This is a genomic window from Myceligenerans xiligouense (assembly GCF_003814695.1).
Taxonomy (GTDB): domain Bacteria; phylum Actinomycetota; class Actinomycetes; order Actinomycetales; family Cellulomonadaceae; genus Myceligenerans; species Myceligenerans xiligouense.
The window spans coordinates 3,308,023-3,320,926 of record NZ_RKQZ01000001.1 but is presented as its reverse complement, the minus strand read 5'-3'; the positions used below and the strand labels follow the sequence as shown (position 1 = coordinate 3,320,926).

The 12,904-nt window shown below is 70.2% G+C and carries 15 protein-coding genes; 7 read left to right on the top strand and 8 right to left on the bottom strand.

Annotated features, from left to right (window positions below; all coding sequences use genetic code 11):
* Positions 1-102 precede the first annotated feature (102 nt).
* The gene (locus EDD34_RS14525) at positions 103-1,323 is read left to right on the top strand and encodes a beta-ketoacyl-[acyl-carrier-protein] synthase family protein (RefSeq protein WP_123815209.1); all 1,221 of its coding nucleotides are present in this window, start codon (positions 103-105) and stop codon (positions 1,321-1,323) included.
* A complete protein-coding gene (locus EDD34_RS14520; RefSeq protein ID WP_170177089.1) occupies positions 1,320-2,162 on the top strand; it encodes a 4'-phosphopantetheinyl transferase family protein in 843 nt (280 codons plus the stop codon). Before EDD34_RS14525 ends, EDD34_RS14520 begins: the two co-directional genes overlap by 4 nt.
* Here EDD34_RS14520 and EDD34_RS14515 read toward each other — a convergent pair.
* Positions 2,123-3,343 carry a beta-ketoacyl-[acyl-carrier-protein] synthase family protein gene (locus EDD34_RS14515; protein ID WP_123815208.1) on the bottom strand — a complete coding sequence of 407 codons (1,221 nt, stop codon included), beginning with the start codon at positions 3,341-3,343 and terminating at the stop codon, positions 2,123-2,125. The two genes, EDD34_RS14520 and EDD34_RS14515, sit on opposite strands and share 40 nt — an antisense overlap.
* A gap of 138 nt (positions 3,344-3,481) precedes the next feature.
* Positions 3,482-5,134, bottom strand: a complete 1,653-nt coding sequence (locus tag EDD34_RS14510; RefSeq protein WP_123815207.1) for a DHA2 family efflux MFS transporter permease subunit — start codon at positions 5,132-5,134, stop codon at positions 3,482-3,484.
* A 49-nt stretch (positions 5,135-5,183) separates the two neighbouring features.
* On the opposite strand from EDD34_RS14510, the gene EDD34_RS14505 reads away from it, so the two are divergent.
* From EDD34_RS14505 to EDD34_RS14495, 3 genes are all read left to right on the top strand, one after another.
* Positions 5,184-5,753, top strand: a complete 570-nt coding sequence (locus EDD34_RS14505; protein ID WP_123815206.1) for a helix-turn-helix domain-containing protein — start codon at positions 5,184-5,186, stop codon at positions 5,751-5,753.
* 136 nt (positions 5,754-5,889) lie between these two features.
* Positions 5,890-6,330 (top strand): VOC family protein, encoded by a 441-nt coding sequence (locus EDD34_RS14500; protein ID WP_211341596.1) that lies wholly within the window; start codon positions 5,890-5,892, stop codon positions 6,328-6,330.
* Positions 6,331-6,450: 120 nt separating this feature from the next.
* Positions 6,451-6,900, top strand: coding sequence for an SRPBCC family protein (locus EDD34_RS14495; RefSeq protein WP_211341595.1), 450 nt, complete (start codon positions 6,451-6,453; stop codon positions 6,898-6,900).
* A 217-nt stretch (positions 6,901-7,117) separates the two neighbouring features.
* Here EDD34_RS14495 and EDD34_RS14490 read toward each other — a convergent pair whose 3' ends face one another.
* From EDD34_RS14490 to EDD34_RS14465, 6 genes are all read right to left on the bottom strand, one after another.
* Entirely contained in the window at positions 7,118-7,573 is a 456-nt protein-coding gene (locus EDD34_RS14490) for an NUDIX hydrolase (RefSeq protein WP_211341594.1), read from the bottom strand.
* A gap of 17 nt (positions 7,574-7,590) precedes the next feature.
* Positions 7,591-8,418 (bottom strand): hypothetical protein, encoded by an 828-nt coding sequence (locus EDD34_RS14485; protein WP_123815205.1) that lies wholly within the window; start codon positions 8,416-8,418, stop codon positions 7,591-7,593.
* Between the two features lie 54 nt (positions 8,419-8,472).
* Complete coding sequence (locus tag EDD34_RS14480) at positions 8,473-9,453, bottom strand: tetratricopeptide repeat protein (protein WP_123815204.1); 981 nt, start codon at positions 9,451-9,453, stop codon at positions 8,473-8,475.
* Positions 9,450-10,118 (bottom strand): TauD/TfdA family dioxygenase, encoded by a 669-nt coding sequence (locus EDD34_RS14475; RefSeq protein ID WP_170177088.1) that lies wholly within the window; start codon positions 10,116-10,118, stop codon positions 9,450-9,452. The genes EDD34_RS14480 and EDD34_RS14475 overlap by 4 nt, the downstream gene beginning before the upstream one ends.
* A gap of 323 nt (positions 10,119-10,441) precedes the next feature.
* A complete protein-coding gene (locus tag EDD34_RS21410; protein ID WP_281277764.1) occupies positions 10,442-10,564 on the bottom strand; it encodes a hypothetical protein in 123 nt (40 codons plus the stop codon).
* A gap of 130 nt (positions 10,565-10,694) precedes the next feature.
* Positions 10,695-11,210 (bottom strand): GNAT family N-acetyltransferase, encoded by a 516-nt coding sequence (locus EDD34_RS14465; RefSeq protein ID WP_170177087.1) that lies wholly within the window; start codon positions 11,208-11,210, stop codon positions 10,695-10,697.
* 137 nt (positions 11,211-11,347) lie between these two features.
* Between EDD34_RS14465 and EDD34_RS14460 the strand changes: the two genes are divergently transcribed.
* Together EDD34_RS14460 and EDD34_RS14455 are read left to right on the top strand one after the other, a co-directional pair.
* Positions 11,348-12,688, top strand: a complete 1,341-nt coding sequence (locus EDD34_RS14460) for a threonine/serine exporter family protein (protein ID WP_246012446.1) — start codon at positions 11,348-11,350, stop codon at positions 12,686-12,688.
* Positions 12,689-12,720: 32 nt separating this feature from the next.
* Positions 12,721-12,903: an RHS repeat-associated core domain-containing protein gene (locus tag EDD34_RS14455; protein ID WP_123815200.1), complete on the top strand. Its 183-nt coding sequence runs from the start codon at positions 12,721-12,723 to the stop codon at positions 12,901-12,903.
* Position 12,904 lies beyond the last annotated feature (1 nt).

Below are 12,904 nucleotides of genomic sequence, written 5' to 3'. Positions count from 1 at the left end.
TCAGCCGTCGCCGCGGTGCTACCTCGCTGTGCCCTCAGGCGGGCGAATCCCGGGTCCGTGCCCGGCGAACGCGTACTCGCACCATCCGACCAGGGGAGAATCATGGAAAAGGTCGTCATCACAGGTATGGGCGTGATCAGCCCGATCGGAAAGACCGTCGCGGAGTTCGCGGAGAACCTCTTCGCCGGCCGGCACGGGATCGCCACCATCGACCACTTCGACGCCTCGGACCTGGCCGTGCGGGTGAACGCCCCGGTCAAGGACTACGACGCCCAGGAGTACTTCTCCGAGCGCGACGCGCACCGCATGGACACCTACAGCCAGTACGGGATGATCGCCGCGCGGGAAGCCGTCCACGAGTCGGGGATCCTCGGCGACGTCGACCCGTACCGGCTCGGCGTCTACCTGACGACGTCGTTCGGCGGGACCGGCACCCTCCTCGGGGAGTACGCGACCATGGAGCGGCAGGGGCCCGGGAAGGTCTCGCCGCTCACGGTCCCCAAGTTCCTCGGCAACCTCCTGTCGGGGCTGGTCGCGATCGACACCGGCGCCCGGGGCCCGGCGGCCGCGCACGGCGCCGCCTGCGCGGCGAGCGCGGTGAGCATCGGCGAGGGGATGCGCGCCATCCGGCACGGGTACGTCGACGCCGTCATCTGCGGTGGCGGGGAGGCCGCCACCCAGAAGCTGATCGTGTCCGGCTTCCAGAACGTGCGCGCCCTCACCACCGAGGCGGACCCGGACCGCGCGTGCCTGCCGTTCGACCGGCAACGGTCCGGCTTCGTCATGGGGGAGGGCGCCGGCGCCCTCGTGCTCGAGAGCGAGTCGCACGCGAAGGCCCGGGGCGCCACGATCCTCGCCGAGGTCTCCGGCTACGGCCTGACCGACGACGCCGCGCACATGACCGCACCGGCCCAGCACGGCGAGTCGGTCGACCGCGCGATCGCCGACGCGATCGCGGACGCCGGCTCCCGGGACGAGACCCTCTACGTGAACGCGCACGGCACCAGCACGGTCAAGAACGACCGGCTCGAGTCCGCGGCGATCGCGCGCATGCTCGGGGGCAAGGCCGTGGTGTCGTCGACGAAGTCCATGACCGGACACCTCCTGGGCGCCGCCGGTGCGGTCGAGGCGGTCGCGTCGGTGCTGGCGCTGCGCGAGCAGCGGGTTCCGCCGACCGTGGGGACCACGGAACTCGACGAGGACATCCAGGTCGACGTCGTGCACGGCGGGTCCCGGAGCGCGGAGTTCTCCCGCGCGGTCTCGCTGTCCCTCGGATTCGGCGGGCACAACGCGTGCCTCGTCCTGGATCACGCCGGCGAGTGAACCGTGCCGTCACGCGCTCGGACGGCGAGGTGATCGACCTCGTGATCGCGAGGTCGGACGGTCTGGACGAGGCGGCGTTCCGGCGGCTCCGCGCGAGCCTGCCGGTCAGCCGGCGGGAGCGGGCGGACCGCTACCGGCGGAAGGCGGACCGCGACGCGAGCGTCGTCGTGTTCTCGCTGCTCCAGTACCTCTGGCGACGGCGTGTCGGGGGCCCGCTGCCCGACGTCGTCCGCGGGGAGCGCGGCAAGCCTCGCTTCCGCGGTGTCGACGGGTGGCACTTCAACCTGTCCCACGACGCGTCGGTGTGCGTGTGCGCGCTGTCCCCCGTCCCCGTGGGGGTCGACGTGCAGTCGCGCGTGCCGTTCGACGACCGGCTGTTCGAGACCATCGCCGCGCCGGGCGAGCGTCACCTGCGGGGTGAGCTCCTGCGCGCCGACGACCTCAGCCCGCTGTGGACGCGGAAGGAGGCCGTCGTGAAGAGGTCGGGCCGCGGTCTGTCCACGCCGTTGGGCGAGGTGGACACCGTCGCGGCGACCGACGTCCTCACGGCGGCGGACCGCTCGGGATTCCTGCTCAGCATCAGCGCGGAGGGCCTGCGGGAGGACCAGCCGGCCTCTGGGCTCCGGGTCCGGTACCTGCGGCCGGGCCCGGAGCCCGGAGGCTGGTCGGAGGACCGGGACCACCCGCCGCTGTTCGGTGGGCCGAGTGGTTCCGACGGGCGGCAGCGTGCCGGAGAGGCCACCCCTGACCGACGGCGCACCGGGCCGGACGCGGTCCGCCGGCCGGGGACGCCGGGGCGTCAGCCGTCCGCGCGGTCGAGGACCAGACAGGTGTTGTGACCGCCGAAGCCGAGCGACAGGGACAGCGCGCGATCCAGCATCACCGGGCGCGCCGCGCCGTGCACGACGTCGATCCGCACGTCGTCGTCGAGTTCCGAGGTACCGACCGTCGGCGGGACGGCCTGCCGCCGCAGCGCGAGGACGGCCGCGACGGCCTCGGTCGCACCGGCGGCACCGAGGAGGTGCCCGGTCATCGACTTGGTCGACGACACGACCGCCTTGCCGCCGAGGATCCGCTCGATCGCGGCGGCCTCGAGACGGTCGTTCTTGGGCGTTCCCGTGCCGTGCGCGTTGACATGCACGGTCTCGTCCCGGGCACCGGCCTCGGCGAGGGCGTCGGTGATCGCGCGGTCGACGGCCTCGCCGTCCTTGGCCGGCGCCGTGACGTGGGAGGCGTCGTTCGTGGTGCCGTAGCCCGAGACCTCGGCGTGGATGGTCGCACCGCGGGCCTTCGCGTGGGACTCGCTCTCGAGGACGAGCGCCGCCCCGCCCTCGCCCATCACGAAGCCGGAGCGATGCCTGTCGAACGGGAGGCACGCGCGGTCCGGGTCCGCCTCGGTGCTCAGCGCGCGCAGGTTCTGGAAGCCGACGACGGCGAGCTTCTGCGCGATGCCCTCCCCGCCGCCGCAGATCACGGCGTCGGCGTACCCGTGCCGGATGGCGCGCATCCCCTCGCCGATGCTCATCGCGCTCGACGCGCAGGCGGCGACGTGCGCGACGGCGGACCCGTGCGCGCCGTGCTCGATCGCCACGAGGCCGGAGAGCATGTTCCCGATCCACTTGGGGACGAGCATCGACGAGACGCGCCGAGGCCCCTGCTCGAGCAGCGTCCGGTGCTCCTCCAGGACGGTGCCGATCCCGCCGAAACCGCTGCTCATGAAGACGCCGAACCGGTACGGGTCGACGTCGTCGAGGATCCCCGACTCGTGGACGGCTTCCCGCGCGGCGATCATCCCGTACTGGCTGTAGGTGTCCAGCCGCCACACCTGGTTCGCCGGGAAGTGCTGCTCGGGTTCGTAGTCCGTGATCCGGGCGCCGACGCGCACGGCGATGTCGGTGGTGTCGAAGTGGTCGATGGTGGCGATGCCGTGGCGGCCCGCGAACAAGCTCTCCTCGAACTCGGCGACGTTCTTCCCGATCGGGCTGAACGAGCCCATGCCCGTGATGACGACCTTCTCCATGGCGCTCCTAGAGCAGGTGGAAGTTCCGGCAATCGTGCCGCACGGCAGCGTAGCGGACCTGGAAGGCCCGGCGGCTCGCGAGGTCAGGCAGGCCACGACGGGCCACAGGTCGATGGCGAGCCGTGGGGTCCGGCGGGGTCACCCGCCGCTCGCGGCGCTCTCGGCGCCGAGGGCGCTCCGTGTCGCCGGTTGCGACGGCCGGACGACGGCGTCGTCGGTGGTATCCGGCCCAGGGCCCGTCCCGTGTCGCGGTCCGCGGAGCACGACATAGAGGAAGAGCGCCCCCATGACGGCGACGCCGGCCCACATGGCCGACTGCCACCCCTGGACGAAGGCCTGCTGCGCCAGTTCGAGAACGTGCTGCTCGCCGGCGTCGCCGGCTGCCTCGACGGCGGGGGCGATGCCCTGGAGGGCGGCATCGGCGAGTCGCGGGGGGACGCTCTCCATGGTGTCCTCGACGGCGTCGCGGTACCCGGCCGTGAGCAGCCCGCCGAGCAGCGCCACACCCAGTGCGGTGCCCAGCTCGCGGGTCACGTCGTTCAGCGCCGAGGCCACCCCTTGACGTTCGCGGGGGAGTGAGCTGGTGATGGACTCGGTCGAGGGAGTCATCGCCAGGCCCATGCCGACACCCATCGCGAGCATGCCCGGAAGGATCGACGGGTAGCCGCCGTCGACGGACACGGTGCCCGCCATGGCCGCGAGGCCGGCGGCGAACAGCAGGATCCCCGCGCCCATGGACACGCGGGCGCCGAAGCGCGAGGACAGGCGGGGCGCCAGCGCGGACGCCACCATCATCAGCACCGCCATCGGCATCATCGCGAGCGTGGACAGGAGCGCGGACCAGCCGACCACCGACTGGAGGAACAGGAAGAGCACCACGAAGACTCCGGCCTGCACGCCGAAAACCACCAGGAGCACCACGGAACCGGCCGACAGGCCGCGCGTGCCGAAAAGTCTCACGTCCAGGAGGGCCGCCGCGCCGCGACGGAGCTCCCAGACCACGAAGGCGGACGTCGAGACCAGTCCGACGACGAGTCCCGCGACGGTCACCGCGTCGCTCCAGCCACGTTCGGGGCCTTCCTGGAGCACGATGATGAAGCTGCTCACGGCGACGACCGACGTCAGGGCGCCGATGGTGTCGAAGCCGGCGTCGTGGCGTTCGCGGGAGTTCGGGACGGAGCGCAACGTCATGACGAGCGCCACCACGATCAGCGCGACCGGCAGGGCGAACAGCCAGCGCCAGCTGGCGACGTCGACCAGGACCGCGGAGAGGAACATGCCGAGGATGCCGCCGCCTCCGGCGACGCCGGTCCAGATGCCGATCGCCTGCCCGCGCTTGTCGTCCGGGAAGGTGGAGGTGATCACCGCCAGCGTGATCGGCATGATGACGGCCGCGCCGACACCGCTGAGCATCCGGGCGGCGAGCATGATCTCCGACGACGGCGCCAGACCGGCCGCGGCACTCGCGACGCCGAAGACGACCAGGCCGACGACGAGCATGGGCTTGCGACCGACGCGGTCGCCCACGGCGCCGAGCGGAAGCAGCAGGGCGGCCAGAGTCAGGGTGTAGACGTTGATGAACCACAGGACGGTGGTCTGGGACGCGCCGAAGTCGACGGCGAGGTCGGGCTGGGCGACGTTCAGTCCCGAGACGGAGGCGATGACCGCCATCAGCGCGACGCACACCGCGACGAGGATCGTCCGCAGTTGCCGGCTGCCCGGCATGTCCGGGTCTCCGGGTGCGCCGCCGCCGAGGCCCGCCGGTTCTGGTGCTGGATCGTTGGTCTTCATGGAGACCGACGCTAGGCAAGGATGGCGTCTGGCGCATAGAGTCTTGCTCATGACGCAAGGCGATGGTGAGGTCGAGGGCCTGGTACGCAAGCGCATCCGCGCTCTGCGCGTGGCGCGGGGATGGTCCCTGGAGGAGCTGGCGAGCCGTGCCAGCATGAGCCAGTCCACCTTGTCCAGGATCGAGAACGGGCAGCGACGCCTCGCGCTCGACCAGCTCGTCATCCTGGCCCGCGCCTTCGACACCACGCTCGACCAGCTCGTCGAGACCGCCTCGGACGACGTCGTCGTCAACCCCACCATCGAAGGCAGCCGCGGGATCCTGCGGTGGGCCGTCAAGGCCGACCCCGGCATGACCGTGGTGCGCCAGCGCATGACGAACCCGCCCCCGGACAACCCGTCACGCCTGCGCGCGCACCCCGGCCAGGAGTGGCTCGTCGTGCTCTCCGGAACGGCGGTCCTCCTGCTCGGCACGCGCCGCTACCGCATCGAGACGAACCAGGCCGCGGAGTTCCCGACCATGCTTCCCCACGCGATCGGCGCCGACGGCGGTCCGTGCGAGATCCTGGGGATCTTCGATCGCGACGCGCGCCGCGACCACCAGCGGGCGGAGGCGCCGTGAGGGGAGAGCCGGCGGACCCTCCGCGGAGTGGAGCCTCCCGCCGCGGGCCGGGCGTTCGTGTCGAGGATCCGGAGCCTGTTCCGTCCCCGGAGTACAGCGGCCGTGACCTGGCCGACGACGAAGGAGGAGAACCATCGTGACGATCCAGCAGATGCACCACGTGAGCGTGGTCGTCGACGACCTCGGCGAAGCCGTCGCGTTCTTCGCGGAACTCGGGATGGAACTGGAGGGTGAGGCGCCGGTCGAAGGGCCCTGGGTGGACCGGGTCAACGGGCTGGACGGCGTCCGCGTCGACATCGCGATGATGCGGACGCCGGACGGCCACGGCCGGCTCGAACTGACCAGGTTCCGTTCCCCGGCGGCGGTCGGCGCCGGCGCCGACAACCCGCCGCCCAACACGCTGGGCCTGCGCAGCGTCATGTTCGCCGTCGACGACATCGACGCCACCGTCGCCCGGATGCGGGCTCACGGCGCGGAGCTCGTCGGAGAGCTGGAGCAGTACGAGGACGTCTACCGCCTCTGCTACCTGCGGGGTCCGGCGGGCGTCATCGTCGCGCTGGCGGAGGAACTGGGCTGACGTCGCGTCGTACGAGGTCTCGGGCGCGATCCGCGTCGCCGGTGGCGCCCGTGAACCTTCGACGAGCGAGTGGCCCGGCACGGGTCCACGGTGGAAGGACCCGAGAGAAAGGAGCGGATCGTGGCCAGCATCACGAAGTCCGTCGACGTCGATGTCCCGGTGCGAACGGCGTACAACCAGTGGACGCAGTTCGAGGAGTTCCCCCGGTTCATGGAGGGGGTCCAGGAGATCCGTCAGCTCGACCAGACCCACACGCACTGGAAGACGCGCGTGGCCGGCGTGGAGCGCGAGTTCGACGCCGAGATCACCGAGCAGCACCCGGACGAGCGTGTGGCCTGGAAGAGCCTGTCCGGACCCGCTCAGGCCGGTGCGGTCACCTTCCACCGGCTCAACGACGCCCAGTCCAGGGTCACCGTGCAGCTCGAGTGGCAGCCCGACAGCGCGATCGAGAAGGTCGCCGACGTCGTGAACGCCGACGAGCGCCGCGTCCAGGGTGACCTCGAGCGCTTCAAGGAGTACATCGAGTCGCGCGGCGTCGAGACCGGTGGGTGGCGCGGAGACGTGGGCTGACCGTGCCGGGCAGGCGCCGTCCCGCGGAGTGACGGGTCCTGGGGCAGGCAAGGACGAGTCCGACAGCCGCGGAGCGCGACGGGTGGGTCAGAAGGAGTCCTGACCCACCCGTTCGGTGCGCGCGGGGTGGATCGGCGTGAGGCGCCATTGCCGCGCCGACCATCGCGATGAAGCCGCACCGGTGGGCCGGTGCCGTGCTGGACAACAGATGCACGGTTCAGGCGAAGTGCCCGCGATCGACGGCCTGGTGGATGGCCGTCTTGTAGTCCTGGGGCATGGTGAGTGCGTCGACGTCGGCGGGATGGACGAGGACGAGCTCTTTGTGTTCGTGGGAGTAGGCGGGTGGAGTGTCGCCGTCGTAGCGGGCGAGATAGGTCAGGACGAAGACGTGCCGGTCGGGCCGGATCCGGTAGACCCACGCATGGTACGGATCGGTGACGGACGTGTCCCAGCCGAGTTCTTCGCGGATCTCGCGGGCGAGTGTCCGAGCGGGAGTTTCGCCGAGTTCGAGCTTGCCGCCGGGGAGTTCCCACTCGTCACGCTCGTTCTTCAGCAGCGGCAGTCGGTTGCCCCAAGCGATGACGGCTTTGACCGAGATGGGGAGCTGGTACTCGAAGTAGCCGGGATTGCGTTCGATCAGGTAGGGCTCGGCGTCGGAGCGGGTGTTGAGCACGGTCGGGGCCTATTCGGTCAGGCGCAGCGGTAGAGAGCCGCGCAGGCGTCGTCGGACTTCTTGAAGAACGTGGTGGGCTCGGCGCGCGCTTCGACGTCACGGATCCGCTCGATGAGGTGCTGGATGCCGTGGGTGAGGATCATGCCAGCCAGGTCTGCCCAAGAAGTGGCGATCTCGTAATCCGTGACGGCGCGGGCGAAGCCGTCGGTGGCGAGCAGGACCAGGTCGTCGTAGGCCATCGGCCAGTCGCGGCGTAGGGCTCCGGTTCCGACGGCGGGGTTGTCACCGAGGATCCACGGACCGTTGCGGCCAGCCAGGTCGGCGCGACGCCGGCCGACGATGCCGTCGACCTGCGCGGCGCGACTTTCGTCGGACCTGCCGCCGTCGGTGCGGACGTGTTGTGCGACAGCGGTCCGTTCGTTGCGTGCGAACCGGGTGTCCAGCAGCAGGTCCTTGTGGGTGATGTTGTATACGGCGATGTCGCCGACGACGGCAGCGGTGAGCCGGTCGCCGGTCACGCGGGTGATGGCCAGGGAGGCGGCAGGGGGTAGCGCGCCGTCGGGCATCCCGCGGCCTCGTAGGGTCGCGCCGACCCTTGTGGCCAGTTCGGACAGCAGTGCATGGGGCTCCTGGTCGCGGGCGTGCTCGCGGAGCCAGGTATTGCCGTGGTGTGCGAGCCAGTACGCGCCCGTGACATGAGGTTGGGGGCAGAAAGTGGGAGGCATGTCAGTGGCGCCGTCGAACATCCACGCGTACGGGCCGGTGCCGCCTGCCAGGTCCTCGTTCATGTCGCCCTCGCCCTTGCTGGTGGCGGTGTCCAGGAGTTGGAGTCCGGTGGTCGTCATGCGGGGCGGGCCTGTCGTCGTAGGGCTGATGGGCTGGGAGTGTGGTTGGGCAGGTCAGATCCACCATGTCAGGTCGATCTGACCGGTCAGGTGCAGTGCGCCGAGCATCAGGAGCGTGCCGAGCACGAACCCGGGGATCAGGCGTGCGGGTTTGGCGATGCCTCCCGCCCACAGCAAACAGGAGAACGCGAGGGTGACGCTACTGGTGGCGGCGATGAGCAACGGGATCGCTTCGTCCACGGTCAGCTGGGTGGCGATCGTGACCGCCGCGGTGATCAGCGCGATGACCGCGGCGAGTACGCCCAGGAGTTGGACCTGGTCAGAGCGAGACCCTTCGAGATCTCGGCGGGCTTGGCCGATCTCGTACAGGAGCCTGTGGCCCTGACGTTCCACGAGCAGCCGGGCGCGCAGGCCCTCGAAGCGAGCGAGCCGGCGTTCGTCGCCAGGCAGGTCGGCGCGCTGGCGGTGTATGGCGATCTGGACCTCGGACAGAGCCTCCTCGACCTGCCCGTCCAGTTGTAGTAGCCGGGCGCGGGTGAAATGAAAGTTGGGGTTGTCCCGGTTGGACATGCTCATCGCGTTCTCCACACGTACCAGCGCGCGTTCCAGGATCGCCGCGGTGAGACGGGCGGGCTCCACCTCGCCGAGGTCGGCGGCGATCGCGGCGTACTGATGCCACACGCCCGCCCGGTCGTCCAAGACCTTGATGGCGCGCTCACTGTGGCGCAGTGCGCGGGCGAGGTTCGCGCCGGAAGTACGGTCACCGATCAGGCGGGTGGCACGGAAGGTGTGGAAATACGGGTTGTCGCCGAACTCGTTTTCGTACTCGTCCACCAGCCGGCCGTAGTCGATGTCCCGGTCCTGACGGTGCAAGGCCTGGAGGATCGCGTACAAGCAGGAGAAGCGCACGTCGTGCTCGTTCGACATGTCCCGCAGCATCGTCAGGAGCTCGTCCACGTCGTACTCGCGCAGGGTTGTGCGGCGGATGTCCTCGGCGAAGGTGGGGCTCGTCCAGGCCGGCAGAGTCGGCGTCACGAGGCAGGTCCTGAAGCCGAAGCCGTGCCGGTCGGGCCGGTGTGGGACGCGTCGATCAGGACGCGCACCGCGATGCGATCCGGCGACGCGATCGGCGTCCGGCCGTGCGCGTAGCGGTGGTTGTCCACCAGGTAGGCGTCACCACTGCGCAGCCAGTCGACCGTCTGGACCGCCAGGTCCACACGACGCCGGAACTCGCCGACCAGGTTGGCTGGACCGTCCAGGGCCCACACGTCGTCGTCCCGGTACCGGAAGCCTGACCCGTGCCCGAGCTGAATGGGCAGAGTGCCGGGCCCGTCCAACTCCTTCAGCCACAGCCGGTCCAGGTCCTGGTCCTCGAAGTTCGCGGTCACCAGATTCAGATCGACGAACCGCGGGAACCCGCCCGTCGCGGCGTCCTGGCGGACGAGATGGATGCCGAGGAACCGTGGCGGGTGCGGGTGGCGCGACCGGTCCGTGTGCGGCGTCAGGCCCGAGAACGTGAACCCCAAACCTGGCACTCCCGCTCGGCCGTCCGGCCGGATCACAGTCCGGCCGGACGCCTCGGCATCCGGATGCGGATGTGGCCTTCCGAGCGACCAGGCGGTCCGCAGGAACTCGGCCTCGCCGATCTGGGGCAGCACGACCAGACCGTCGAGCGACACCTGCTTCCGCAAGTCGTCCAACCCGCTCCTCCGTCCGCCCGACGTTTCCGCAGGCCAAGTCTCCCAACCGCTGCTCTGAGGAGCAAGGAGCTCGTCCACCCCTGCCGCCCCTGGGGCGTCGCGAACATCAGCCTGACGCTTGAAGGCTGCTACTGAGGCCCGGGCGCTCCGGCCGACCTGGCCGCGATCGTCCCGTACACCCTGAGTGACGTCGCGCGCGACCACATGGCCCGGTTCGTGGTCCCGTCGACGACGGTGTTCCGGGGCCGGTCCAACACCGAAGGCTTCCTAGGCTTCTGGCCGAGCATGATCGGAGCCGACGGCGCCGATCCCCGGGAGGTGACCTACGCGCGGTGGCTCGTAGCGACCGAGAAGGTGGTGCTGTTGACGACGTTGGCCGACGCGCCGTGGGAGAACAGCCCCGTCAGGGGGATCAAAGCGCTCTGGCCGCGGACGCGATCGACCACCTCGAGATCCCCTGGTTCCCGATGTGGTCGGCGGTGGGGGCGCGTCGCGTCTCTTCGAGGACGGGCTGTCCGCCTCGCGGTGGTCCCTGGCCCGTCAAGCCGGCGGAGGTGCGGGGGGGCTCAGCCTGACCTACGACCTGGTTGCTCGGTCCAGGTCAGCACTGAAGATCAGGGCCTCGCCCTCTCCATGCGGTACGGATCTCTCCAGCGTCAGCCCGAGCTTCTGCGCGACGCGCTGCGACGGCACGTTCCGCGGGTGGATGATCGCGACCAGATGCCCGATACCCCCTGCGCGCGCCGCGTCCCGGCACGCTGCCGCAGCTTCGGTCGCGAATCCTCGCCCCTGCAGTTCCGCCCGCACGTGGTAGCCGACCTCGACGTGCCGTTCTCCGCCAACGGTCTGCCACGTCAGACCGCAGTCCCCGACGAACTCCCCGTCGTGCGTCTCCACGACCCATAGCCCGAAGCCGTGCAACGCGTAGTTCTGCACGTTCCAGTCGATCCACGACTGCGCCTGAGCGCGGTTCTTCGGCGCGGGATAGAACCGCATCACCTCGGGGTCTCCGAGGAGCGCAGCCATGTGGTCCAGGTCGTCGTCGGACATCTCGCGAAACCGCAGACGCGCGGTCGGTTCGGGCAGCACCATCGCAGGGTATGACAGGTGGTTGATGACGCCGGCCCAGGTCATCGGTCGGCGCAGCGCGCACTACCGGTTGATCCCACCCGCAGAATGGGCGTATGCCTCAGCAACCCCACAGGCGCCTGTTCTCCTCGATAGACAGGGTGCTGCGTAGCGATTCGCCGGAGGCGATCACCGAACCGATCCCGATCCTCGACGACGCCTGGATGCTCCGGGCGCTGGACCTCGCCATGCGGATCGGGGAGTCGATGTTCGCGGTCGGAGCGTCGGCGCACGAGGTGACGCTCGCGATCACGCGCGTGGCAGGTGCGTACGGACTCGAGGGCGTCCACGTGGACGTGACCTACAGCTCGATCGCCGTCTCGTACCACCGCGGCGGTGAGGGCTGGCCGCACACGCTGCTCCGTGTGGTGCGGGTGGCGGCGCCGGACCATACGAAGCTGCAGCGTCTGCAGGCGCTGATCGTCGAGATCACCGACGGCAAAGATCTCGAGGAGGCCCGCATCAGGTTCCGGGCCATCCGTCGTGTGCCGTTCAGGTACAAGGCGCCGGTCGTCGTGGTCGCCCGCGCTCTGCTCGCAGTCGGCGTGAGCATCCTTGCCGGAGGGTCCGCGGTGCTCCTGGGGCTCACCTTCGTCGCCGCGCTGGGAGCCGCGGCGACCCAGGCGGGGCTGGCACGGCTCCGGGTGCCCTCGTTCTTCAGCCAGATCGCCGGGGCGTTCGTGACCACGGCGGTCGCAGTGGCCGTGTCCGCTCTCATCACCGCGGGCTTCGAGCCGTTCACAGGGGTGCGTCCGTCCATCATCGTGGCGTCCGGGATCGTCCTGATGCTCTCCGGACTCACGGTGGTCGGCGCGGCGCAGGACGCCATCGACGGGTTCGCGCTCACGGCGGCCGGCCGCATCCTCGACCTCACGCTGCAGACCGTGGGCCTGGTCGTGGGAATTCTGATCGGGCTCGAGTTCGGCAGCGTGCTCGGATTCCGGATGTCCTTGCCGGACGCGCCGCCGGCATTCGGCCCGCTGCCGAACCAGCTCGCAGGAGCCGTCATCATCGCGATCGCCGTCGCTCTGTTCAACGGTGCCGGTGCGCGCATCATCGCCGTCAGCGGTGTGCTGGGCATGATCGCGATACTCGGTCACGCGTTCACGGTGACGCTGGACCTGCACGAGGCCGCCGCGAGCGGCGTCGCGGCGCTGCTGGCCAGCTTCGTCGGAATCATGGTCGCGCACCGGCTGCACGTCCCGTCCGTCGCGGTCACGACGGCGGCCATCGTGCCGCTCGTACCTGGCGGTGCCGTGTTCTACGGGCTGCTCGGTATGGTGCAGGCCGATGCGCCAGGCGCCGGGACGAGCTCCCTCGTACTGGCGGCGTCGATCGCCGTGGGCCTGGCCTCGGGTGCCTCGCTGGGGATCTATCTCGGCACACCCGTACGAGCCACGCTTGCCGGTGTGGCCCGCTCCCGCGCCCGCGTCCGGCACTGACGTGCCCCGCAATCATCTTCGTGGACCCCGTGATGGACCTGACCGACCCACAACAGTGGAACGGCTACGCCTACAGCCACAACAACCCCACCACCTTCACCGACCCCACGGGCATGTTGTGGCCGGGCGGACCCGGACGCTTGTCGCCGATGACCAAAGAATCGGCTTGGTCGAAATGCATCCATCCCTTTAGTCAAATCTCTCCAAGGTCGTGAT

Bases quoted from the DNA above. Each gene is read 5' to 3' on its own strand.
- EDD34_RS14525 (WP_123815209.1), top strand. From the start codon at position 103: ATGGAAAAGGTCGTCATCACAGGTATGGGCGTGATCAGCCCGATCGGA.
- EDD34_RS14515 (WP_123815208.1), bottom strand. From the start codon at position 3,343: ATGGAGAAGGTCGTCATCACGGGCATGGGCTCGTTCAGCCCGATCGGG.
- EDD34_RS14510 (WP_123815207.1), bottom strand. From the start codon at position 5,134: ATGAAGACCAACGATCCAGCACCAGAACCGGCGGGCCTCGGCGGCGGC.
- EDD34_RS14505 (WP_123815206.1), top strand. From the start codon at position 5,184: ATGACGCAAGGCGATGGTGAGGTCGAGGGCCTGGTACGCAAGCGCATC.
- EDD34_RS14485 (WP_123815205.1), bottom strand. From the start codon at position 8,418: ATGACGACCACCGGACTCCAACTCCTGGACACCGCCACCAGCAAGGGC.
- EDD34_RS14465 (WP_170177087.1), bottom strand. From the start codon at position 11,210: ATGGTGCTGCCCGAACCGACCGCGCGTCTGCGGTTTCGCGAGATGTCC.
- EDD34_RS14455 (WP_123815200.1), top strand. From the start codon at position 12,721: ATGGACCTGACCGACCCACAACAGTGGAACGGCTACGCCTACAGCCAC.